General features: G+C 40.0%; 14 protein-coding genes. All 14 read left to right on the plus strand.

Features of this window, described 5'->3' with window-relative positions:
- Positions 1–300 precede the first annotated feature (300 nt).
- On the plus strand, positions 301–1,287 hold the full coding sequence (locus LC454_RS20645; protein ID WP_223584302.1) for a LacI family DNA-binding transcriptional regulator: 987 nt from the start codon (positions 301–303) through the stop codon (positions 1,285–1,287).
- Between the two features lie 171 nt (positions 1,288–1,458).
- Positions 1,459–3,810, plus strand: a complete 2,352-nt coding sequence (locus tag LC454_RS20650; RefSeq protein ID WP_223584303.1) for a GH92 family glycosyl hydrolase — start codon at positions 1,459–1,461, stop codon at positions 3,808–3,810.
- 21 nt (positions 3,811–3,831) lie between these two features.
- The gene (locus tag LC454_RS20655) at positions 3,832–4,551 is read left to right on the plus strand and encodes a basic secretory family protein (RefSeq protein ID WP_223584304.1); all 720 of its coding nucleotides are present in this window, start codon (positions 3,832–3,834) and stop codon (positions 4,549–4,551) included.
- 10 nt (positions 4,552–4,561) lie between these two features.
- Positions 4,562–6,856 (plus strand): GH92 family glycosyl hydrolase, encoded by a 2,295-nt coding sequence (locus tag LC454_RS20660; protein ID WP_223584305.1) that lies wholly within the window; start codon positions 4,562–4,564, stop codon positions 6,854–6,856.
- Positions 6,857–7,109: 253 nt separating this feature from the next.
- Positions 7,110–9,398 (plus strand): GH92 family glycosyl hydrolase, encoded by a 2,289-nt coding sequence (locus LC454_RS20665; protein WP_223584306.1) that lies wholly within the window; start codon positions 7,110–7,112, stop codon positions 9,396–9,398.
- A 183-nt stretch (positions 9,399–9,581) separates the two neighbouring features.
- Entirely contained in the window at positions 9,582–9,944 is a 363-nt protein-coding gene (locus LC454_RS20670; protein WP_120261878.1) for a hypothetical protein, read from the plus strand.
- A gap of 146 nt (positions 9,945–10,090) precedes the next feature.
- Positions 10,091–11,197 carry an efflux RND transporter periplasmic adaptor subunit gene (locus tag LC454_RS20675; RefSeq protein ID WP_223584307.1) on the plus strand — a complete coding sequence of 369 codons (1,107 nt, stop codon included), beginning with the start codon at positions 10,091–10,093 and terminating at the stop codon, positions 11,195–11,197.
- Between the two features lie 13 nt (positions 11,198–11,210).
- Positions 11,211–15,761, plus strand: a complete 4,551-nt coding sequence (locus LC454_RS20680; protein WP_223584308.1) for an efflux RND transporter permease subunit — start codon at positions 11,211–11,213, stop codon at positions 15,759–15,761.
- A gap of 276 nt (positions 15,762–16,037) precedes the next feature.
- The gene (locus LC454_RS20685; RefSeq protein ID WP_223584309.1) at positions 16,038–17,558 is read left to right on the plus strand and encodes a DUF6377 domain-containing protein; all 1,521 of its coding nucleotides are present in this window, start codon (positions 16,038–16,040) and stop codon (positions 17,556–17,558) included.
- A 257-nt stretch (positions 17,559–17,815) separates the two neighbouring features.
- The gene (locus LC454_RS20690; RefSeq protein WP_223584310.1) at positions 17,816–20,788 is read left to right on the plus strand and encodes a SusC/RagA family TonB-linked outer membrane protein; all 2,973 of its coding nucleotides are present in this window, start codon (positions 17,816–17,818) and stop codon (positions 20,786–20,788) included.
- A 10-nt stretch (positions 20,789–20,798) separates the two neighbouring features.
- A complete protein-coding gene (locus tag LC454_RS20695) occupies positions 20,799–22,319 on the plus strand; it encodes a RagB/SusD family nutrient uptake outer membrane protein (RefSeq protein ID WP_223584311.1) in 1,521 nt (506 codons plus the stop codon).
- Positions 22,320–22,355: 36 nt separating this feature from the next.
- Positions 22,356–23,828, plus strand: coding sequence for a glycoside hydrolase family 30 protein (locus tag LC454_RS20700; protein ID WP_120261926.1), 1,473 nt, complete (start codon positions 22,356–22,358; stop codon positions 23,826–23,828).
- Positions 23,829–23,839: 11 nt separating this feature from the next.
- A complete protein-coding gene (locus LC454_RS20705) occupies positions 23,840–25,174 on the plus strand; it encodes a DUF5125 domain-containing protein (RefSeq protein WP_223584312.1) in 1,335 nt (444 codons plus the stop codon).
- 110 nt (positions 25,175–25,284) lie between these two features.
- Positions 25,285–25,665: a hypothetical protein gene (locus tag LC454_RS20710; RefSeq protein WP_120261872.1), complete on the plus strand. Its 381-nt coding sequence runs from the start codon at positions 25,285–25,287 to the stop codon at positions 25,663–25,665.
- The last annotated feature ends 26 nt before the right edge of the window (positions 25,666–25,691 follow it).

Below are 25,691 nucleotides of genomic sequence, written 5' to 3' on the forward strand. Positions count from 1 at the left end.
GCTGACCTCAGATGTTATTGTGTTGGTGAGATAAGGAGCTAGTAAACATGGCTATTGTAACCAAGAACGTCGAGTTGTCACAAGTAAGTTGTTTGATATTATACAGAAAGTTAGGAATAACGAAATGTCACCAGCATAAAGAGTTTCAATTGTTGAAATAAGCACGGTAATATAAACGGGTGTGTCAAAAACATGTTCAGATAATTTTATGCATACGATTGTTTAAGAATTCATTGATCATGGAAGGAGGGTACTTTTCATTTTATTTTCTAATTTCACTTAATTTTATGAAATGCTCTTATGGCCAAATCTATTAAAGAAATTGCACAGGAACTGAATGTCTCTAAATCTACTGTTTCATTGGTGATCAATCATAAAGCCCAACAGGCGCGTATCAGTAAAGACCTTGAGAGGCGCGTGTTGGATTATGTAGCAAAAGTTGGCTATAAGCCCAATTCTTTGGCGAAGAGCTTGGCTACGGGACGTTCGAATACAATTGGGTTGATTGTCGAAAATATTGGCGATTCCTTTTTCGGTCCTTTTGCGCTATATGTCGAAGAGCTTTTGCGTAAGAAAAATTACCATGTACTCTACAGTAGTACTTTGGGAGATCCTCAAAATGCGCAGGACATTATTGATTTTATGCTCGAAAAGAAAGTTGAAGGTATACTGTTAGCACCTACTGTAAATTTGGACGAACATCAACGAAAAATCTTGGAAAATAAAGTTCCTTTGGTCGTTTTTGATCGAAATTCACCAGAAGTAGCGACACATTATGTTCATATTGACAATGGTGATAGCAGCCGGAAGGCCTGTTCATACTTACAGTCTATTGGATGTGAAAATTTTGGATTGATTACAATCGATTCGGATCAGCCCCAGATGCTCGCTCGTAAAGAGGCTTATCTAAAGTTTTGTGAGGAAACAGGTATGAAGGCGAGGATACTGCAATTACCATATCGTCGTTTACGACAAAAGGGTATAGCTGCTGTGCGGAGCTGGGTGTCTAAAAATATGGACTTAGATGGTTTATTTTTTACGACCAATTATCTCTGCATCCTCGGTTTGAAATCGCTTCGGACTGAAGGAGGGGAACATTTTAATTTTCCGTTATTTTCTTTTGACGATCATGAATTGTTCGATATATTAAATCCTAAGATCTCCTGCATCCAACAACCATTGGAGCCATTGGCAAAGACTTGTGTGAAGGTATTGTTGAAGGAAATAGATCGTGGAATTACCAGTCCGAAGGAATATGTGATTTCGACAAATTTGATCAAAAGATAGTATCAAAGCCTGAAGTAGGGTAAATCCGAAGTTTGTCTTAGAGAAAGTAAAGCCTTATTGTAAAAATCATAAGACCTAATATGCGAAAGCTTCGAGTTTTTTTGATTTAATATTCTTTTTTATATCTTTACTAATACGTTTTAGTAGAAATATTTATATATATCCTAAATAATGAAGAAATCATTCAGTGTTTTTCTAGGGTCATTACTGTCCTTGGGTTTGTTTTGCGCAAAACCGGTTTTGGCTCAGAAGTTTAGAGGACAGCAAATGGAGGCTGTCGATTTGGTGAATCCTTTGATGGGTACAGAATCCAAATTTGAACTATCCAACGGGAATACTTATCCTTCCATAGCAAGACCATGGGGGATGAATATGTGGACACCACAGACCGGGAAAAATGGCGATGGATGGCAGTATCAATATACAGCTGATAAAATCCGTGGTTTGAAGCAGACACATCAGCCTTCTCCTTGGATGAATGATTACGGTGTTTTCTCTATTATGCCTGTTACTGGAAAGCCTGTTTTTGATCAGGATGAACGTGCAAGCTGGTTTTCACATAAAGCGGAAATTGTAAAACCATATTATTACTCAGTGTACTTGGCTGATCACGATGTGACAGCAGAGATGACACCGACTGAACGTGCCGCGATGTTTCGTATCTCTTTCAATAAGACGGATGATGCTTATATCGTTTTGGACGCTTATGAAAAAGGGTCAGAAGTTCAGATAATCCCCGAAGAAAATATGATCATTGGCTACTCGTCGAAATATGCGCGCGGCCCATTGCCAGAAAATTTTAAGAACTATTTTGTCCTTGTTTTCGATCAACCTTTTGCTAGTGTTGCTACTTGGGAGGGAAAAGAAAAGAAAGATGGCCAGCTGAAAATCAAAGGTGACCATACAGGCGCTATCGTTGGTTTCAAAGTTAAGGATAAATCAAAACCTGTTCAGGTAAAGGTTGCGTCCTCTTTTATCAGTGCTGACCAAGCTATGTTAAACTTAAATGAGCTTGGTAATAAGTCATTTGACCAAATTAAAGAAGATGGACGCCAGATATGGAATACGACCTTAGGTAAAATTAAGGTAGAAGGTGATGATATTGATCAATTGCGCACATTTTATTCTACAATGTACCGCACATTGTTTTTTCCGAATAAACTATATGAAATCGATGCGCAAGGAAAGGCCGTCCATTACAGCCCATATAATGGTAAAACGCTACCAGGATATTTGTTTGGCGGTACAGGTTTTTGGGATACCTTTAGAGCCTTGTATCCTTTCCTAAACTTTATGTATCCTTCTATCAATAAAGAAATGCAGGAGGGATTGCTTAATGCTTATCTGGAGGGTGGATTTCTCCCTGAATGGAGTAGCCCTGGATATGCTGATATCATGGTTGGTAACAACTCTGCTTCGGTAGTATCGGATGCCTATATGAAAGGCTTGCGTGGTTATGATATCAACAAACTATATGAGGCCTTGCAACATGGTGCAAACAATGAAGGGCCAATGACAGCTGTAGGACGCAAAGGTGTTGAATATTACAATAGTCTAGGCTACGTTCCTTATGATGTTAAAATCAATGAAAATGCTGCCCGGACATTGGAATATGCTTATGATGACTTTACAATATACCAATTGGCAAAAGCATTGAACCGTCCTAAGGCTGAAATTGATCTCTATGCTAAACGTGCTCAAAATTATAAGAACTTATTTGATCCTTCCACCAATTTAATGCGTGGTAAAAATAAAGATGGTAAATTCCAAGCTCCTTTCAATCCATTGAAATGGGGGGATGCATTCACTGAAGGTAATAGCTGGCATTACTCCTGGAGTGTCTTCCATGATGTGCAGGGACTGATTGATTTAATGGGTGGAGAGAAAACTTTTGTCAATATGTTGGATTCTGTATTTGTTCAGGCTCCAAATTATGATGATAGCTATTATGGTGGTATTATCCATGAAATTCGGGAGATGCAGGTTGCTAATATGGGGCAATATGCGCACGGCAACCAGCCGATTCAGCATATGCCATACCTGTATAATTATGCTGGCCAACCATGGAAAACGCAGTATTGGGTGCGTCAGGTTATGAACAGAATGTATAAGCCTACTCCTGACGGTTATTGTGGTGATGAAGATAATGGTCAAACATCGGCCTGGTACGTATTTTCTGCTTTAGGTTTTTATCCGGTTTGTCCAGCGACAGACGAATATGTGCTCGGGGCTCCTTTATTTAAAAAAGCTACATTAACTTTCGAAAATGGTAAGACATTGACAATAGATGCACCTAAGAATTCGAATGAAAATGTTTATGTCAATGCGCTGCAGTTGAATGGAACAAATTATGGTAAAAACTGGTTAAGTCATAAGGCACTCCATGAAGGTGGGAATCTTAATTTTGATATGACAGCCAAACCAAACTATAATAGGGGAACAACCTTTGGTGCAGCTCCATATTCGATGACAAGTGAATTGAAGACGGGTGTGAATTCAAAAAAAACAAAAAAGAAAAAATAAGAAAATAACAATAACCTAATTATGAACTTTAAATATTTGAAAAGAACGCTTGCTGTTGCAGCTTTAATGTACTCTTGTTCGCTTTCGGCACAAGATAATTGGCAGCATACGCAAAATGATCGAAAGGTGGCTGTAGATGTCGACAGTATCACTAAAGGAGGATACACCTTGATCTGGATCAATAAAGACAAAGATTTTAGTCCTGCATTAAAGGAAAGATTGGTAGCAACCTATTTTACTAATTATCCCAAGCTGGCAAAAAAATATAATAACAAGACCATAAAGAAGGTGTCTTTTGTTATTGATCCAGATTATAAGGGTGTGGCCGCAACAGCTGGAGGTATTGTACGATATAGTCCGGAGTGGTTTGCTAAAAATCCGGGTGATATCGATGTTGTTACGCATGAAGTGATGCACATTGTTCAGGCTTATCCTGATGGGGCCGGACCTTGGTGGGTAACCGAAGGGGTAGCGGATTTTGTTCGTTTTGATGACGGAATAGATAATGCTGGAGCAAATTGGAAATTACCTGAGTATACAGCGAAACAAAAGTACACAGATTCTTACCGTACTACAGCACGATTCCTCTATTGGATTAACAAAAATGTGAAAAAGGATTTTGTTAAAAAATTGGATGGAGCAATGCGGAGTAAAACGTATACAGATGATTTCTGGAAAGCGCAGACCGGAAAGACGATTGACGAGTTGTGGAGTGCTTATAGTCAAAATCCAAAGATCTAATCCTTAAGCGATGAACATAAGAAGTTTAGTTTGTTTCGGTTTGCTATGTGCCCCTTATTTATTAAGAGCGCAGGAAACCAAATTGATTCAGTATGTCAAACCACTGATCGGAACCGCTCGAATGGGACATACTTTCCCTGGGGCGACCGTTCCTTTCGGGGCGGTGCAGCTAAGTCCAGATACGGATACCTTATCCTATGCTGTAAATGGACAGTACAATGGTGATGTGTATAAATACTGTGCTGGATACCAATATGGTGATCCAACGATTGTTGGCTTTAGCCATACACACTTTAGTGGTACTGGCCACTCTGATCTTGGGGATATATTAGTTATGCCAACCCAAGGGAAGGTGCAGCTCAATCCAGGAACTGCAGATAAACCTCAGGAGGGGTATAGATCTCCTTATTCGCATGCAAATGAACGTGCCGAGCCCAACTACTATAGTGTTTTGCTTGATAAACATCAGATTAAGGCAGAATTAACAACAACAACACGCGTAGGGATCCATCGTTATACCTTCCCGAAATCAGATGCTTCACATCTTGTGGTGGATTTAACTGCTGGAATTTATAATTATGACGGTAAAAATGTTTGGACAGTTGTCAAGGTATTGAATGACTCAACCTTGGTAGGGTATCGCCAAACGAATGGATGGTCCCGGACGCGTACCGTTTATTTTGCAATAAAGACATCCAAACCTTTCAAAAACTATGGCGCTAAATATGAAGATGGAAAATCAGTGTATAACGGTTTTTGGCGTAAGTTTGATCAACAGCATAATTTTCCCGATCTAGCCGCTCACAACATCAAGCTACATTTGGACTTCGATACGAAAGCCGACGAATCTATTCTGATGAAAGTTGCGCTCAGCCCAGTAAGTATGAAGAATGCACTCAATAATATGGAAGTTGAAGCTCCGAACTGGAATTTTGAGGGCTATGTGCATTCGGGACAAACGGCATGGGAAAAGGAACTTCACAAGATTGAAGTGGATATGTTGAACAAGGAGGATTTAGTCAATTTCTACACTGCCATGTATCATGCAAGTCTGATGCCAACCGTTTATATGGATCAAAATGGTGAATATAAAGGATTGGATCAGGAGATTCATCAGGCTAAGGGTTTTACGAATTATACTTCGTTTTCGCTTTGGGATACGTTTAGAGCATTCCACCCACTTCTGAATCTGATTACCCCTTCTCGCAATGCAGATATCGTAGCGTCGATGATGGCGCATTACGATCAGAGCGTATTGAAAATGTTGCCGATCTGGTCGCATTATGCCAATGACAATTGGTGTATGAGTGGTTATCACTCCGTATCTGTCATTGTTGATGCCATATTGAAAGGCGTGTATAAAGGTGATCCCGAAGCGGCATTACAGGCTTGTGTGCAAACTGCAAATACACGTAATTATGAAGGAATAGGAGCCTATATGGATAAAGGCTATGTTCCGGATGATGTATCTGGTACTTCAGTTTCCAATACACTGGAATATGCTTACGATGATTGGTGTATTGCTCAATTGGCAAAGAAGCTGGGTAAAGAAGATATCTACCGTGCTTTTTCGAAACGTGCTGAGAGTTGGAAATCGCTATATGATCCGGCGATTGGTTTTATGCGACCAAAGAATTCTCAAGGAAAGTTTAAGGAGAAATTTGATGTATTAGATACCCATGGACAAGGCTTTATCGAAGGGAATTCCTGGAATTATAGCTTGTATGTCCCACATCAACCTCGGGAGATGATGGAGCTTATGGGGGGGCAAAAGAAACTGGAGACCTATCTGGATTCTTTATTTACAATGGAACTTCCCGATAGATATTTTGAGCATACCGAGGATATCACCCGGGATGGAATTATTGGGAATTATGTACATGGAAACGAGCCTTCACATCATGTCGCTTATTTGTATAACATGACCCAAAGCCCTTGGAAAGCGCAGGCACGTCTACGTCAGATTATTCGAAATCAATATCATAATGGACATGCTGGGTTGGGTGGAAATGATGACTGCGGACAGATGTCTGCTTGGTATCTGTTTACAGCACTTGGATTTTATCCTGTAGCACCGGGCGAAGATACCTATTGGATTGGAAGCCCATTGGTGAAATCTGCAAAGATCAATCTAGAAAACGGGAAAAGTATTGCCATTACTGTGCGTAACCAATCTGAGAAGAATGTATATGTTAAATCGGTGACTTTGAATGGTAAACTCTTGGATAATTTGAAACTATCGTATAGTAGCCTAACGAATGGTGGCGAATTGATCTATACAATGAGTAGTAAACCGCGTAAATAAAATATTTGACTATACGAATGATAAAATTAAAACAGATGCCAAACGATATCCGATAGAACGGATAAAATTTCGTTTGGTCGTGTTTTAAAAGATACAATCCCCTATTCAAGTAACCACTTGAATAGGGGATTTTTTGTAACCATCTTGTGAAAATAGACTTGTTATCCTCTATATTTAAATTTCTTATTTATATTTACTAATACGTTTTAGCTTTTTGATGAATTTTAGGACGGCTTCAACCAAAACAAGAATTATGTTTAACATTAAAAAAATAACAGGCGGAGTCCTTTTTCTTTTTGCGTCTCATGTAAGTTTAGCGCAACAATCTTCTCCCGTAGACTATGTAAATCCCTTGATCGGTACAGAATCTAAATACGAGCTGTCGAATGGGAATACCTATCCTGCCATCGCGCGTCCTTGGGGAATGAACTTCTGGACACCGCAGACAGGTAATATGGGTGATGGTTGGGTATATACCTATACTGCGGATAAGATCAAAGGATTTAAGCAAACGCATCAACCAAGTCCTTGGAATAACGATTATGGACAGTTTTCATTGATGCCCATGACGGGCAAACCGCAGTTTGATCAAGAAAAACGGGCAAGCTGGTTTTCCCATAAAGCCGAGGTTGTGAAACCTTATTATTATAGTGTTTACCTGGCAGATCATGATGTCACTACTGAGCTTACGCCTTCCCAACGAGCTGCGGTATTTCAATTTACATTTCCCAAAACAGAACAGGCTTATGTCGTTATTGATGCCTTTGATAAGGGATCATATATCAAGGTTATTCCTCAAGAAAATAAAATTATCGGCTATTCGACCAAAAATAGTGGTGGTGTTCCAGATAATTTTAAGAATTATTTTATCATAACTTTTGATCGACCTTTTTCGTATAAAGCCGGAGTAAGGAATGGCAATATCAAGGATAATGAATTGGAAATTCAGGATGATCATGCTGGAGCGATTATTGGCTTCCCTTCTTTACAAAGAGGAGAGAAGGTGATGGCAAAGGTTGCTTCCTCCTTTATTAGTTTTGAACAAGCGGAGCTTAATCTTAATGAAGTGAAGTCTAAAACATTTGAGCAGGTTGCAGATGAAGGTAAACAACAATGGAATGAGGTACTGGGGCGTGTTCAGGTAGAGGATAAAAACGTGGATCGTTTGCGTACATTTTATTCCTGTCTCTACCGTTCAACATTATTTCCACGAGATTTCTCCGAAATTGATGGTTCAGGAAGACGAATTCATTATAGCCCTTATAACGGCCAGGTCTTACCTGGCGAAATGTTCACAGATACAGGTTTTTGGGATACATTTAGAAGTTTATTTCCACTTTTGAACTTGCTCTATCCATCTATGAATGATCGCATGCAGGAGGGCTTAGTGAATGCTTACAAGGAAAGTGGATATTTGCCAGAATGGTCTTCACCAGGACATCGTGCGTCTATGATCGGTAATAATTCTGCATCGGTAGTAGCGGACGCTTTGGTCACTAATCGAACAGGTTATGATAAAGAGATCCTTTGGGAGGCCCTGAAACATGGGGCAAATAATGCGTATCCTAAACATTCTTCTACTGGACGTTTTGGCCATGAGTACTATAATAAACTAGGTTATATTCCAGCAGATGTAAAAGTTGACCAGAACGTGGCTCGCTCCTTGGAATATGCTTATAACGATTGGTGTATTTATGAATTTGGAAAGACCTTAGGTAAACCAAAATCTGAAACAGCTATTTACGCACAACGGGCGATGAATTACAAAAATCTTTTTGACCCAACGACAAAGTTGATGCGTGGTAAAAAAGCTGATGGTTCTTTCGTAGGGAATTTTGACCCAAGTGCTTGGTCCCGTGAATATACTGAGGGTAATGCGTGGCATTGGAGTTTTTGTGTATTTCATGATCCACAGGGACTAATAGATTTGATGGGCGGAAATAAATCTTTCGTTTCCATGTTGGATACTGTCTTTGTTATCCCAAGTTATGAAGGTATGAAAAGTCGTAGCATGATCCACGAGATGCGTGAAATGCAGGTGATGAATATGGGGCAATATGCACATGGTAATCAACCGATCCAACATATGCCTTACCTTTATAACTATGCCGCAGAACCATGGAAGGCACAATATTGGGTCCGTAAGATCATGGATAAACTGTATCTTCCGACACCAGATGGTTACTGTGGTGATGAAGATAATGGGCAGACTTCTGCTTGGTATGTGTTTTCATCATTGGGATTTTATCCTGTTTCGCCCGGATCAGGGGAATATGTTATTGGTTCACCTCAGTTTGATAAGGTTACCTTAAAACTCGAAAGTGGGAAAGAGGTCCGTATTCATGCGAAACAAGAGCGGGGCGATCAGGTTTATGTAAACCAGCTTTCCTGGAATGGAAAAGCTTATGAGAAAAACTATATTCGCTATTCGGATCTCCTAAAAGGAGCAGATCTGGAATTCAAAATGAGTACAGAACCGAATAAAAATAGAGGAACCAAGAAGGACGATGCTCCATATTCTTTCAGTAACGAAAAGTTTTAGTACGAAAGGTAAGGAAGCAAATAAAATTTTGTAGTAAAAAACAAATAACGGGTACGGCTCGTCCAAGAAAAGTGTAATATATAAAAACCATGATGACCAATCTATTTGCTGTCATGTTTTTTTTACACGAATAAAATAATCTTGGCTATTTAAAGTCATACCTTTGTGGTTCGAAAATTCGATATGTTAGGTAAATTATTCCATCTTTTAACACTCTTTGCGTATCTCAATCTCTTGACGTATGAGTCATTCTCATCGACGACGGGGCAAGTTTTGCATGCGGGAGAGACGATAGTGGAGTATTTTTTGGATGATGTATTGGATTTAGAACCTATTCATTCTTCACAAGAAGAGAAAGTTCTATTGCAGGATGACTACCGTATATTTTCTGTCAATAGTCAGGTACTGTCCATTTTCATATTTGTTTTTGGAATTGTATTTACTGCATTGTGCTTTTCCAAGGACAAAATACATCCATTTTATCGGTCAAAAACTCTTTGTCGACCAGGATATTATCAATTTTTATATAGATTCCGGCCTTTCTAAGGATTCTCCTATACTTTTCTATTGGAGTCTATAAAATAATAGTGTTTTTTATTTTTTCTGGTATCCAGGAGCAGTAGCTCTGGTGCATTCCTACACAATATTATTGTAGCTCCCATCTAGTTTTACATTTTATTTTTATCGTTTTTATGAAGAAATTATTTGCACTGTGCCTATTATTGGGTGTGGTAGGGATGCTGGCTTCTTGCAGCTCCTCCAATGCTAATGCCGAGCAAAAGGAAGAAATTAAGAATATACCAATTACGCCGCTTGTTGTAATGGATACGACTGTCTATCAGGAATATATTGCAGATATTCAGGCCTTGAAAAATGTTGAGATTCGATCCAAATTAAATGGGTTTCTAGATAAAATCTATGTGGACGAGGGTGCTTGGGTAAAAAAAGGCCAGATTTTATTCAGATACAATAACGAAGAGTATCGCTCGGAGGTTGCCAAAGCAAAAGCACAATATGATAATTCCATTGCTGAAGCTCAAAAAATCAAGCTTGAGATGGAAAGAACCCAAAAGTTGGTGGATAAAAATATTGTGAGTCCTTCGGAATATAATCTATTGAAAATTCAGTTGAAGGCCGCTAATTCTAAAATTGAAGAAGCCCGTGCTTTAGTTAATCAAGCCCAAACGAGATTGGATTATACGGTTATCCAGGCACCATTTGATGGTCGAATAGACCGGATCCTATTGAAGGAAGGTTCGCTACTGACAGAGGGAAGCCTCATCACGACGATTTCTGATCTAAGCCAGGTCAATGTTTATTTTGATATTTCAGAACGGGAATACCTGACGATGATGCAAGATAAAATGAATGGTAAGGAAACTCGTAAAACGGTGAAATTAATTTTGGCGAATGGGGCCTTATACCCGCATGAAGGGGTCGCGCATATTGTCGAAAGTGAATTTGAGGCAAACACGGGGTCTATTGCCCTTCGGGTGCAATTTCCAAATAAAGAACATATCCTGAAGCACGGTGCTACTGGTAAGATTGCTGTGCCGATGGAAACTGGAGAACATGCATTTGTACATCAAAAATCAGTATTCGAGATACAGGACAAGACTTATGTTTATACCATGCAGGCCGATAGTACGGTCAAGATGACACCTTTTGTTGCTGGTCCTCGTGTTGGCCATTATTACATTGTTGAGGGAGGCCTCGATCCCAATGTTAAAGTGGTTTATGAAGGCGTGCAAAATTTGCGTAATGGAATGAAAATTAATCCAAAATTGAGGAAGCTGTAGCGGAGGATAAATTATGTTTGAAACATTTATAAAAAGGCCCATATTATCGCTTGTAATATCGGTTTTTATTACACTCTTGGGCTTACTGGCATTATTTACGTTGCCGATTACGCAATTCCCAGACATTGTACCGCCGTCGGTGGTTGTAAACGCCAATTATACAGGAGCGAATGCCGAAGTAAGTACCAATGCCGTCGCTATTCCATTGGAAAAGGCGATCAATGGTGTTGCAGGGATGACCTATATGAACTCCGTATCTACTAATAACGGAAGTACGGTGATACAGATTTTCTTTGAAGTAGGAACGGACCCGGATATTGCTGCGGTCAATGTTCAGAACAGGGTGACGACTGTACTGGATGAATTGCCTGAGGAGGTTATTAAAGCTGGGGTAACGACAGAGAAGGAAGTCAACTCCATGTTGATGTACCTGAATGTCTTTACTGAGGATGAAACTGCAGATGAACGTTTCATCTATAATTTCGCCGATATCAATATCCTTAAAGAGCTGAAACGTATTGAAGGGGTAGGACTCGCTCAGATTATGGGTATGCGTGATTATGCGATGCGTGTATGGGTAAAACCCGATCGTATGGCGGCATATAATATCTCTGCCGAAGATGTGGTAGCGGCTTTGCGCAAACAGAATATTGAAGCTGCGCCTGGGCAAACTGGGATTAGCTCAGACAAAATGCGCAATATGCAACAGTACGTCTTGCGTTATCCAGGAAAATTCACAGAGATTGATGAATATGCCAATGTGCCTATCCGTGCAAATTCCAATGGTTCGATTATTCGTATCAAGGATGTAGCAGACGTTGAATTTGGTTCCCTGGATTATGAAATGGTCTCCAAAACAGACGGACGCCCATCTGCGTCTATCATGTTAAAACAGCTACCAGGATCAAATGCACAGGAGGTTATTCAGCGGGTAAAAGATCGTATGGCTGAACTGAAGCAGACTTCATTTCCGGCGGGTATGACCTATACCATGGGCTATGATGTATCACGTTTCTTGGATGCGTCTATATCATCGGTTATAAAGACTCTACTGGAAGCATTTCTATTGGTTTTTATCGTAGTGTTTATCTTTTTACAGGATTTTAGAGCGACTGTTATCCCAATTCTGGCGGTACCAGTCTGTCTGATTGGTGCCTTGTTTTTCATGCAGATGTTAGGCTTTTCAATCAACTTGTTAACACTATTTGCATTGGTATTGGCAATCGGAATTGTGGTCGACAACGGGATTGTGGTTGTGGAAGCAGTTTACGCCAAGATGGAGGAAGAACATCTACAACCCATGGAAGCTACCTTGGAAGCAATGAAAGAAGTTGGGGGCGCTGTAGTAGCGATCACATTGGTGATGTCGGCAGTTTTCGTTCCTGTGGCCTTTCTTTCAGGGCCAGTGGGCATATTTTATAGGCAATTTTCGCTGACTTTAGCCGCGGCTATCGTTATTTCGGGTATAAATGCCCTAACGTTGACACCGGCATTGTGTGCACTTTTCTTAAAATCACCACATGATCGTAAACCATCCAATAATTGGTTGGATCGTTTTTTCAAGCAATTCAATGCTATTTATGACCGAACCGCTTTCGGATATAAAGGAATATTGATGAAAACAAGTGCTAGGCGTGGACTCACACTACTATTGTTGGGTGGATTCTTTGTTGCTACTTGGGGAAGTAGTGCCATATTGCCATCGGGCTTTATTCCAACAGAAGATCAAGGTATGATCTATGTCTCGGTAACTACACCTCCGGGGGCAACAGTAGATCGTACCGAGCGTGTATTGGATAAGATTGATTCTGTTGCACGTAAGTTGGATATTGTCGAAACCGTTTCAACCTTATCGGGATATAGTATCGTTACTGAGGTCTCCGGTGCATCTTATGGGATGGGGATGATTAACCTTAAACCCTGGAAGGAAAGAGATCAGACGGTCGATGATGTGATCAAGGAATTGCGGGAGAAAACAAAGGATTTTGTAGATGGGCAGATTGATTTCTTCCCTCCACCGACAGTTCCGGGATTTGGTAACTCTTCAGGCTTTGAATTACGGTTGTTAGACCGTAGCGGTAATGAAGATCTCAATAAGACGGCGGAGGTATTGCAGAAATTTATGGAGGATATGGAGAAAAGTGAAGTCATTCAGGATATCAGTTCCAGTTTTGATGTTAACTTTCCGCAGTATATGCTGAAAGTAGACTATGATATGGCTGCAAAGAAAGGTATATCTGTAGAAAATGCAATGAATACCCTACAAACCTTGATGGGGAGTCTATATGCAACAAACTTCATCCGTTACGGGCAAATGTATAAGGTGATGGTACAGGCAGGACCTGAGTATCGCCAGCGGCCTGAGGATGTACTCCGTCTATATGTAAAGAATGAAACCGGAGAGATGGTACCTTATAATGCTTTTATTTCCATGGAGCGTATTTACGGTCCAGAGCAGATTACCCGTTATAATATGTTTAGCTCAGCGATGGTGACAGGTCAGTCTTCCCCTGGGTTTAGTTCAGGACAGGCGATCGAGGAAGTTGAAAAGATTGCTTCATCTTTGCCGCAGGGTTACAGTATCGAATGGTCGGGGATGACCCGCGAACAGAAGATTTCAGGAAATCAGGCCCTGTATATTTTTGCGCTTTGTTTACTCTTTGTTTACCTGTTGTTGTGTGCCCAGTACGAAAGCTTTTTATTACCATTACCAGTTCTCCTTTGTTTACCTGCAGGAATTTTTGGAGCCTTTATTTTCCTGAAAATATTTGGCTTGGAAAACAATATTTATGCTCAGGTCGCATTGGTCATGTTGATCGGTCTTTTGGGTAAAAATGCGATCCTAATTGTGGAATACGCAAATTTGAAATATAAGCAGGGAATGGATATTGTGACTGCTTCAATTGAGGGGGCTGTCGCGCGTTTACGTCCTATTTTGATGACTTCTTTCGCATTTATTGCTGGATTGATTCCATTAATGATGGCAAGTGGCGCTGGTGCTTTGGGGAACCGGAGTATTGGTACAGCCGCAGTCGGTGGGATGCTTATCGGGACGATATTAGGTGTTATTGTTATCCCGGGGCTGGTTATCTTATTCTCAAAAAAGGAGAATAAAAAACAGGTTATAAAACAGACTTCGTTAGTGATTGCAGCACTAATTCTTTTTGGTAGCTGTTCGGTCCCCAAGAAGGCAGCACAACCTGAGAAAATTGCTGTACCGACAGCATTTTCAGAAAGGACTGCTATGGATAGCGTAAATGTAGGGAACCGGTCCTGGCGCGATATTTTTAAGGATCCACTTTTAGTTGCATTGATTGATTCCGCATTACAGCATAATATTGATATTCGTCAATCGATCTTACGGTTAGAGTCTGCACAAGCTTATTTTAAACAGCGGAAGGCTGCATTAGGACCGACTGTAGAAGCAGCTGTTGAGGGTGGGATACGCAAGTATGGCCACTATACAGAATCTGGTATCGGTAACTATGATTCAAATTTTTCGGATAATTTGAAAAGTGATGAAAAGCTTCCAGAACCATTTATCCCAGATTATTTTATTGGACTTCGTTCATCGTGGGAAATTGATCTATGGGGTAAATTAAAAAGTCAAAAGCAAGCTGCTTATTTTGGTTTTTTGGCCGAACAGGAAGGAAAACGCCTGTTAGAAACAGAATTGGTATCCAATATTGCAACGGCCTATTATGAGTTAATGGCCCTCGATCAAAAGATCAAGGTGTATAACCGTAATATTGAGCTGCATACAAATGCCCTTGAAGTCGTTGAGGTAAAAAAAGATGCCGGTTATGCCACGGAACTGTCTGTTCAGCAGTTTAAAGCACTATTGGCAAATTCTAAATCTGCTCAGGAGAAATTAAGTCAGGAGATTGCACTGTGGGAACATCATATCAACGGATTGCTAGGACGATATTATCAGCCTATTAAGCGCAGTGAATATATTGAAAACACAAATCTATATCATGCAATGACTTTTGGTACACCAGATGATCTGGTCAATCAGCGTCCAGATATTAAAACAGCTTACCTGAAGATGATGGCATCGTCAAACAATCAAGAAGCATCACGATTGGCCTTTCTACCTTCGGTAGCGATTAGCCCTTTTGTCGGCCTACAGAGCTTCAGTTTCAACAAGTTGTTTAATCTGGACAAATCTATTGCCTATAATTTATTTGGTGGTATCACGCTGCCTATATTAAATCAAAGACAATTGAAGACACAGTATGAAGTTGCAAAAGCCGATTATGGAATAGCGTTTTTAGACTATGAAAAATCTGTTGTGAATGCTTATAACGAAGTTTCTAATGTCATTATGACTCAAGAGGCAATCAGTAGACGTAGAACATTTGTGGACGAACATGTAAAAGCCTTGGACCTTTCCATTGAAGCAGCACAGGAACTTTTTATTGCGGGACGTGTGACATCGCTGGATGTGGTTACAGCTCAAAAAGAATCCTTGGAAGCCCAGATTGGAAAAGTTGAACTGGAGAAAGAAAATACCTTAAACCAGATTTTACTTTACAAAGCTTTGGGAGGTGGGTGGAAATAAACCCAATGTTCAGCTAATTAGGAAAACTATTTTTCATGCGATAAAGAATTAATTTGTTAATTCTTAGACCCAAAAAAGGGTCAAGGAAAGAGGCCGTCGTGAGATGTCCTCTTTTTTATTGTTATTTTTATGTAGTTTAGCTTTGACTATGTTGAACCGGGCTTTATTATGTTGCAGCGCATTTTTGTTTTCATTTTTCTATTTCATTTAAGTTTTTTACTAACTGCTCAGGACTATTCGGATAGTACCAAGATTTTTCAACGGTTAGAATATCTAATGGAAAATCAGAAGATGTATGTTAAAAATCGGGAAGACAAATTAGATAAACTAAAACAAGAGGCGAAAGCACTTGAAGCTGATCAAATCCGTTTTTTTGAGAAGAATTATGAAATTTTTGAGAACTATAAAAAGTTCGATTCCGATGCTGCACTTACCTATATCACGCTTTGCCAAAAATTAGCTCCGGCCAACAATGACTCACTTCATACAGTTATTCAACTAGACTTAGCCTGGGTTTATTCGACGATTGGACGTTATATTGAAGCATCAAAACTGTTGAACCAAATTAGTCCCGCGGGCCTTGCTACTAAACTTTTAGCCAAATATTATGATACTTATAGCTCATTTTATAGTCATTATGGACAAAGTAATAACCGCCAGGAATATTATCAGGCAAGTGAACGCTATCGAGATTCACTATTGCAGGTTTTACCGAAATCTTCATTGGAATATCGGACGACCGTTGCGATAAAGACCTTATTTAATGGCAGTCGGGAAGATGCGAAAAAGCAGTTTTTCAAGCTTTGGGCCGAAAATCAGAAAGACTTGGAGCAGCGCGCCTTATTGTCCTATTTTATTAGCTTGATCTATAAATACGAAAAAAATACGGCCGGTCAACTTTATTATCTGGCTGTTTCAGCGAGTGCGGATATTGAGATGGCAAATCGAGACAATGCATCATTTCATGATTTAGCACTAGCTTACTATGATAAACAGGATTTTGATCGTGCCTTTCGCTATATTGAAAAAACGATTGATGATGCGATGTTGTGTAAAGTGCGTTATCGGATTATTGAGGGCACTTCTTCCTACCCAATCATTAATGCTGCATACCAACAGAAAATCAATAGTCAGAATAAGCAATTGATTGCCTTGGTTGTTGTGGTTAGTATTTTGTTGATCGGTGTAATTATCGGCTTGATTGTAATCTATCGTCAAGTCCAGCATTTGCGAAGGATCAGGTCGGAATTGTCAGGAACCAATCAGCAGTTGCGGTCATTGAATACTGAAATCAATCAAACGAATTTAAAACTCTCAGAATCCAATCACATTAAAGAGGAGTATATTGCGCAATTTTTTGATATGTGTTCAAGTTATATTGACAAAATGGAAGATATACGAAAAGCATTGCTGAAAAAGGCTTCCAATCACCAGTGGGAAGCAATCCGGGAGCAATTGAAATCAACACAGATGGAAGAAAGGGAGATACAACAACTCTATATCAATTTTGATCGGATCTTTTTGAACCTTTATCCAACGTTTGTTGATGAATTTAATGCCCTCCTTCAGGAGGACGAGAAGATATATCCGAAGAAAAACGAATTGCTCAATACAGAACTGCGTATTTTTGCCCTCATTCGTCTAGGAATAGATGACTCGGTTAAGATCGCTAGTTTTCTTAGATATTCCCTTCGTACAGTTTATAACTATAGGACCAAGGTACGTAACAAAGCAGCTGGCCATCGCGATGCCTTTGAGGCTTCTGTTTGTCAAATTGCAACTATTGATCGACCTTAATATCCGCTGATACATACCGAATAACTAGTAATTCAAGCCTGCATTCGATCTCTTTTTAGTACTTTTTATCTTGTGTTTGTTTTTGTATAGCTCTGTATTATAGTGTTTTGTATTTTTTGAGAGGTACTTTTTAAGTACCGCCGCTTTTTTTCCTGTTTCGGTCCTGCTAGTTTTGTTTTGAGCGATGGAGCAGGGGAAACTCCTCGCTAGTTTGGAATAACCAAAGACAAAACAATAACCAATTTTTTTTATTTCATATGATTTACTTTACTCGAAAAGTAACCTTTTCAATAGGGCTGATTTTCTTGTGTACCTGGTTGAATTCGGTGTTTGCACAAGACCGTATTCAGGTCAGTGGACGGGTGCTGGATGCCCAGAATCAGAAACCACTCACTGGCGTAACAATTACACAGAAAGGTACCAGTAATGCGGTCTCCAGTAACGGAGATGGGCGTTTTCAAATGTCAGCTGTTCAAGGTAGTATTCTTCAATTTAGTTTTGTTGGCTACGACAATAAAGAATTGCCGGCTAATAGTACAATGACTGTTCAGCTGAACGCATCGACCAATGTACTTGAAGACGTTATTGTGATCGGTTATGGTGCCGTAAAACGGAAAGATGTAACCACCGCAATTTCTTCGGTATCGACCAAAGATCTGGAAAAGAGACCAGTAGTAAGTCTGGGTCAGGCCATACAAGGGAAGGCAGCAGGTGTATCTGTGATCCAACCCAATGGAGCACCCGGTGGTGAGATGTCAATTAAAGTCCGGGGTACAACCTCATTTAATGGTTCAAACGACCCACTTTATGTTGTCGATGGATTACCTGTTGAGGACATCAAATTTTTATCGCCAAGTGATATTACGGACATTCAGATTTTAAAGGATGCTTCTTCTGCAGCTATTTATGGTTCGCGCGGAGCAAATGGTGTTATTCTCGTGACCACAAAATCCGGGAAAGCAGGGGAAGCTAAAATTACCTTAGGAGCGCAAGCTACAGCAAATGTGGTTAATAATACCGTAAAAGTCCTGAATACCGCACAATACAAGGAGTTGATGGATGAGACAGGTTATGTTAAGCTGCCTGAAGGGCTTACTGATCAAACAGACTGGTTTAAGGAAACATATAAAACTGGAGTTCAACAGAATTACCAGTTATCAATCTCCGATGGTAATGAGAAATTACGCTATTATTTGGGTGGGGGCTATCTGACAGAGAAAGGCACGCTGCAGGGTTCATTCTTTAGACGTTATAACTTCAAAGCGAATATAGATAATCAGGTAAAAAGATGGATGAAGGTTAATGCCAATTTATCTTATGCGGATTACAATACCAACGGGATTATCTCGGGCAATGGATCTAATCGTGGCGGAGTGGTTACTTCGATCATTAATACGCCAACTTATGCAGCAATATGGGATCCCCTATTTCCTGATCGATACAATACCAATTTCAATGGGCTAAATATAAACAGCCCTTTAGAAAATCTCGAACGAACCAAGAATAACAACAATCGGGAGAATAGATTATTGGCAACAGGAAGTGTATTGATATCCTTTATGCCCAATTTAACCTGGAAGTCCTCTTTTTCAATGGACAGACGATCGGGCGTACTGACAACGTTTTTAGATCCCTGGATTACGCAACAGGGTAGAAATCAGTTTGGAGAGGCATCTGACGCTCGCAACACAAACACGGTATTGACTTGGGATAATGTGCTGACTTACAGCAGAAGTTTTGGAAAACATAGCTTGGAGGCAATGGCAGGGTCATCCTGGACAGATTCCAAATACTCCAATAGTTATATTTATGGTTCCAATTATGCTAATGGTATTATACAGACGCTCAATGCGGCAAACAAGATTTCATGGAATGGAACTGGGTCGGGGGCATCCAATTGGGCCATCCTATCCTATTTTGCCCGTGCGATGTACAATTACGATGGAAAATATCTTGTAACAGCAAATATGCGTGCGGATGGATCATCAAAATTAAGCCCTTCTGGTCGATGGGGATATTTCCCTTCGGTATCGGCAGCATGGCGTTTATCTGCCGAGGATTTTATGAAGGACGTGGAGTGGATCAATGACTTTAAAATACGCGGGGGATGGGGCCAGACCGGGAATCAATCCGGATTGGGGGACTATTCTTATCTTTCATTCAATGTGATTCAGCGTTTACCTTGGTTTGAAGACAAATATCAATATTCTCCGCCAAATATTGGGAATTCGACCACCTTGCGAGCGACAGATTTAAAATGGGAAACAACGACCCAAGCGAACGTGGGGATTGATTTTTCTACATTAAATAATCGATTGAACCTGACTTTAGATTACTACCATAAAAAAACAACAGATATGTTGATGGAAGTGAGCTTGCCTACAGGGTCTTCTTCGGCTAGTACAATTAAACGGAATGAGGGCGAGATGACCAATAAAGGATTTGAGATTGGGATCAACTCCAAGAATCTCACAGGCGATTTTACATGGAATACGGATTTCAATATCTCGTTTAATAAGAACCGTCTGGATAAGCTTGTTTTTACAAAAATCTACAATGATGCGGTTACAAATAATCTAGTCAATGCAACAGTTGTTAGAAATGAACCTGGAAGGCCTTTAGGTGGATTTTATGGTTATATCTCCGATGGTGTAAATCCGGAGACGGGTGAATTGATGTATAGAGATCTGAATGGTGATGGTAAAACTTCTCCCTCCGATCTCACTTATATCGGAGACCCCAATCCAAAATTCGTGTACGGATTGACAAATAGTTTTTCTTGGAAAAATTTTGACTTAAGTATATTTCTGCAGGGCACTTACGGTAATGATATTTTCAATGCGAGCAGAATGGAAACAGAGGGAATGTATGATGGTCGTAACCAAACGACAGTTGTACTCGATCGTTGGCGTGTACCGGGACAGATTACACATGTGCCCAAAGCAGGTTTTGATATCAAAAATTCATCTTATTTTGTGGAAGATGGAAGCTATTTGCGTGTGAAAAATATTTCATTGGGTTATTCTATCGCACCTGAACGTTTGAAAAAGATTGGAATTCAAAAGATTCAGCCTTATTTTTCAGCAAGCAACCTATTTACGCTAACTAAATATTCAGGCATGGATCCGGAGGTAAACCAGTGGGGGAACTCGGGAAGAGTACAAGGTCTCGATTGGGGGACATATCCACAAAATAGATCTTTTGTACTTGGTGTAAATGTTGAATTTTAATTGAATTGTGATGAAAAAAACAAATATTAAATACGTTTTACCTTTGTTCATAACAGGCTTGTTGCTGGCATCTTGCTCGCTAAATCGTGATCCTCTGGACAGCTATACAGATGTGAGTCAAGGTAAAACTGAAAATGGAACACAGATCGTCTTTAAGAACAGAAGCGAGGTTGATAATTTTCTTTCCGGGATTTACCAACAGATGCGAGATCGGCAAGAGCATTGGTACCTTGATTTATTGCTGATTGGCGATTCGCATGCTGACAATGCGTACGCAGGAACAACGGGTGCGGAAGTTGTACCATTTGAGAATAATTCCATTGAGGGATCCAATTCGGTTGTTGATCGAGATTGGGCACGTTATCTGGAAGATATTGCGCGGGCCAACCGTTTAATAATCAATGTCGATAGTGTTGCGGATAAATCGATTAGTGACGCTGACATCAAAGTCTACAAGGCGCAGGGTAAAATCTTTCGGGCGCTGGCGATGTTTGATATGGTGCGCATATTTGGATCCATTCCAGTAATTACAACACAAGGAAAAGATATTACCGCGGAAAATATCGAAGCGGTATACCCAGAGTATTTCCCCAAGCAAGCAACTGAAGAGGAAGCGCATAAACAGATTGAGAAGGATCTTTTGGAGGCCCTGGTTGATGCCTCGGTCAATAACAATGCAAATAAAACTTTGTTTACAAAGTCTGTAGCCCGAGCTATGTTGGTAAAGCTATATGCTGAGAAACCGCTCAGAGATTATAATAAAGTGATTCAGTATGCAGATGCATTGGCTGGAGATGGATTTGATTTGAACCCTAATTATGGAGATTTATATGAAGTGAATGCGGCCAAGACCGATTTAGGGCAACGAAATACAAAAGAATCAATTTTAGAGGCGCAATTTATGCCTGGATCTGGAAACTGGGCGACTTGGATGTTTGGTCGCGACCTCTCCAATTACGACAATGCATTTACCTGGGCCAAATGGGTCACACCATCGCGTGATTTGATACAGGCATATACGAATGAGGCAGACCAAATTCGGATGGAGCAAGCGATTGTCTACTATACAACAACCTGGAGCAACTATTACCCTTCGAGCCATTATCCTTTTATGTTTAAATTGCGTTCGGGTATGAGCAGTATCGTCAAGCTACGGTATGCCGATATTTTATTGCTAAAGGCTGAAGCCATGATCCAATTGGGGTCAAATCTTTCCGGTGCAGCTGACATTATTGATAAGATCCGTACACGTGTAAAATTGCCCAAATTACCTGCGGGAACTCGGTCGAATAAAGATGCTTTATTGGAAGCATATCTGAAAGAACGTCGTCTGGAATTAGCCTTCGAGGGGCAGCGTTGGTTTGATCTAGTTCGTTTGGATAAGGTGGAAACTGTCATGAATGCGGTGTATGCGAAGGACTCAGGAAGAAAGGCACAGGTATATCCGTTTACAAAGAATTCCTACCGTCTGCCGATTCCACAGCCTAAAATTGACCAGAATCCTAACTTAGTTCAGAATCCAGGATACTAATTATTTTAATTGTTTATGAAACGTAATAATAACACTATGATATATACATTCTTGTTGTCCTGTTTGATCACGGCAACATCTTGTAACCGTGATAGCTTCACACCCTCACAAGGTGATGATATCAAAAAATCTGGCGATGTCACTATTGTGATGACTAATACAAACCGAGCCTATGATCTGACAAAAAAATATGTCGATTTTAGTACAAAGTTTAATATGTCGCCCAGCACAATTACCTTAAATCCCGCTCAGAAGTTTCAGACAATGGACGGATTTGGTGCAGCTATTACCGGTTCTACCTGTTATAATCTAATGAAAATGAGTAAGGAGGATCGGACGAAATTTCTTACGGAAACTTTCTCCGATAAGGACGGTATGGGCATGAGCTATATTCGTATTGCTATCGGATGTTCTGATTTTTCATTGAGCGAGTATACGTGTTGGGACAAAGAAGGAAAGGAAAATTTTGGGTTGCAGTCTGAAGAAACACAATATGTCATTCCCGTGTTGAAAGAAATACTGGCCATCAATCCAAACGTCAAAATCATGGGTTCACCATGGACTCCGCCAAAATGGATGAAGGTCAATAATCTGACAGATTTAAAACCTTTCGATTCTTGGACTAGCGGTCAGTTAAATCCGAGATACTATCAGGATTATGGTTGGTATTTTGTACAATGGCTTCAAGCAATGAAGAAGGAGGGCATTAATATTTATTCAATTACTGTTCAAAATGAGCCATTGAATCGAAAAAATTCTGCTTCAATGTACATGTCATGGCAGGAGCAACAAGCATTTATTAAACAATCTCTAGGTCCACAGCTCAAGGCTGCAAGTATTGCGACGAAGATCTACGCGTTTGACCATAATTATAATTACGATAATATGGCCGATCAGGAAGATTATCCTATTAAAATCTATAATGACGCCGGGGCGGCTTCCTTTATCGCTGGAGCGGCTTATCACAACTATGGGGGAGATAAAGCCGAGCTAATTGATATTCATAATCAACGTCCGGATAAGGAGCTGGTCTTTACAGAGACATCGATCGGCGAATGGAATGACGGGCGTAACCTTAACAAGCGTTTGATGGAAGATATGCGCGAAGTAGCGTTGGGAACGGTCAATAACTGGAGCAAGGGTGTTATTGTTTGGAATTTGATGTTGGATACTGATAAGGGGCCGAATCGCGAAGGTGGTTGTCAAACCTGTTATGGTGCTGTCGATATTAGCAAATCAAATTATAAGAGCATCACACGCAACTCGCATTATTATATTGTAGGCCATCTTTCATCTGTAGTTAAATCCGGAGCGACACGAATTGGCGCTACAGGATATACAGCAGAAGGGCTGGTTTATAGTGCCTTTCAAAATACAGATGGTACCTACGCTATGGTGTTGTTAAATGAATCGAATGATAACCGGAAGATTACGCTGGCAGATGGTAAAAATCATTTTAGCTACGAGGTGCCCGCAAATTCAGTCGTCTCTTATCGTTGGAAAAACTAAATAACGGGATTATGAAAAGATATCTCATCAATATACTATTGGGAACAATAGCTGTTGTAAGTTCTTGTAAAAAGGATGAAAAATATGTCTATCAAATTGGTGATCCCAAAATTGAATTGAAATCAGCTATTTCTGCTGCTCATTTTGGGGATAGTCTCGTATTTAATATTCATGTATCGGATAGTGAAGTCGCGTTATCTACACTGAAAGCTCAATTATATTTTACGGATGACAAGGTTGCCGAAATGACAATTCGCACAAAGGAGAATGGCGATTATAGCGGAAAAATTTACGTCCCTTTTTTGAAAGATATTCCAGACGGGAAAGCTACGATTAAGTTTGTTTTGCAGAATATTAGTCAGAAAAAAACCGAACAATCCTTTGATATAGACTTAAGCCGTCCGGATTTTCCTTATCTCACTTTGGTTACCGAATCAAAGTCCTATCGGATGGAGAAAACAGGTCGAAATCAATATGCGGCCAAAGAGAATTTTCCGTTTTCTGTAAAAGGATATATTCAAGCGCCAAAGGTTGGTGAGCAGGGAAATAGCATGAATTTTGGATGGGTCAATAATGCCGTTACACTCGGATCCACATTGGATATTCCTTTCTCAAATTCGACCTCTGGTGTGTATAGTATCGCATTGAATACGTTGACTTATCAGGCATCACCATTTATTGTCGCTTATGCAATCGATGGGACAGTATTTAGTCGTCTTGATGATACACATTTCAAGGCGGAACTGAATATGACCAAGGGTAATGCGGTTACGATAGATGGTATCGAGGATCTAAAAGATTGGTGGATTGATCCGGATTTCTTCAGCCAATCAGCTGACGGGGCTATTACTTTCAATGGTGTTAACGGAAAATACCGGATTACAGCAGACTTCGCGCTAAAGTATTTTGTCGTTGAAGCAATGGCCGGAAATGACCTTGCTAAATTGCAGGAAGATGGAACTGGAGCCGTGTGGATTATTGGAGAAGGTGTTGGAAAACCAAAAGTATCCAATAATCAGGTGGGCTGGAATACAGATAAAGCACTCTGTTTAGCCCCATTGGGTAATAAAAAGTACCAAATTACATTTAGAGCAGGCGAGTCTATCAACACCGATAATATCAATTTTAAGTTTTTCCATCAGAAGGGCTGGGGTGGAGAATTTGGTGGTACGGATGTTACAACCTCAAGTGATTTAGTTTTTGTTGGTGATGGTAAAAATGGACGTGATTCCGGAAATTTGGGTATCAAAACTGGTAAAATGCTAGAAGCTGGAAAAACCTATTTATTCATGCTGGATTTAACTGCCGGTAATAAAAAAGCAGTGCTTACAGTTATACCAAAATAATCTGTTTTTTGATTTTTCAGTCCCCAGGTAAAACCTTACCTGGGGACTATATTGTTCCTATTGAATTTGTTTAATCAAGGATTCATTTATATATTTGCCGAACTCACAAGATGAAAGCTAGACAGTTCATATGGATTTTATTGCCTTTGATGCTCCTCCAGAGCTTCTCAACAGTATGGCTGTGGTCCATTTTTGAGCTCAATCGAGATTACATTGCACGCTACGAATGTATCAACCGTTTCAATGAGAACGCCCTTTCGTGTAGAGGACAATGTATCCTAATGAAAAAAATGCGTGAACACGAAGAAAAGGAGCAAAAGAACCTTGAATCACGTATTATCGATGTCGTTTTTATCAATAACTCCCAGAATTTTGACTTTAAGGTCTCTTCTTTATTTCAAGAAGATGTTGCGGAACGCTCGTTCCCTGAATACAACGAAAATTATTCTTACAGACCTATTTTTACCATTTTCCATCCTCCATTAGTTTAAATTCATTTTAAGGAATCATCATGAGT

The sequence above is a fragment of the Sphingobacterium sp. GVS05A genome, assembly GCF_019969845.1.
Lineage (GTDB): Bacteria > Bacteroidota > Bacteroidia > Sphingobacteriales > Sphingobacteriaceae > Sphingobacterium.

Bases quoted from the DNA above. Each gene is read 5' to 3' on its own strand.
- LC454_RS20695 (WP_223584311.1), top strand. From the start codon at position 20,799: ATGAAAAAAACAAATATTAAATACGTTTTACCTTTGTTCATAACAGGC.
- LC454_RS20685 (WP_223584309.1), top strand. From the start codon at position 16,038: ATGGAAAATCAGAAGATGTATGTTAAAAATCGGGAAGACAAATTAGAT.
- LC454_RS20655 (WP_223584304.1), top strand. From the start codon at position 3,832: ATGAACTTTAAATATTTGAAAAGAACGCTTGCTGTTGCAGCTTTAATG.
- LC454_RS20705 (WP_223584312.1), top strand. From the start codon at position 23,840: ATGAAAAGATATCTCATCAATATACTATTGGGAACAATAGCTGTTGTA.
- LC454_RS20700 (WP_120261926.1), top strand. From the start codon at position 22,356: ATGATATATACATTCTTGTTGTCCTGTTTGATCACGGCAACATCTTGT.
- LC454_RS20670 (WP_120261878.1), top strand. From the start codon at position 9,582: ATGTTAGGTAAATTATTCCATCTTTTAACACTCTTTGCGTATCTCAAT.
- LC454_RS20665 (WP_223584306.1), top strand. From the start codon at position 7,110: ATGTTTAACATTAAAAAAATAACAGGCGGAGTCCTTTTTCTTTTTGCG.
- LC454_RS20710 (WP_120261872.1), top strand. From the start codon at position 25,285: ATGAAAGCTAGACAGTTCATATGGATTTTATTGCCTTTGATGCTCCTC.
- LC454_RS20675 (WP_223584307.1), top strand. From the start codon at position 10,091: ATGAAGAAATTATTTGCACTGTGCCTATTATTGGGTGTGGTAGGGATG.
- LC454_RS20645 (WP_223584302.1), top strand. From the start codon at position 301: ATGGCCAAATCTATTAAAGAAATTGCACAGGAACTGAATGTCTCTAAA.
- LC454_RS20690 (WP_223584310.1), top strand. From the start codon at position 17,816: ATGATTTACTTTACTCGAAAAGTAACCTTTTCAATAGGGCTGATTTTC.
- LC454_RS20680 (WP_223584308.1), top strand. From the start codon at position 11,211: ATGTTTGAAACATTTATAAAAAGGCCCATATTATCGCTTGTAATATCG.
- LC454_RS20660 (WP_223584305.1), top strand. From the start codon at position 4,562: ATGAACATAAGAAGTTTAGTTTGTTTCGGTTTGCTATGTGCCCCTTAT.
- LC454_RS20650 (WP_223584303.1), top strand. From the start codon at position 1,459: ATGAAGAAATCATTCAGTGTTTTTCTAGGGTCATTACTGTCCTTGGGT.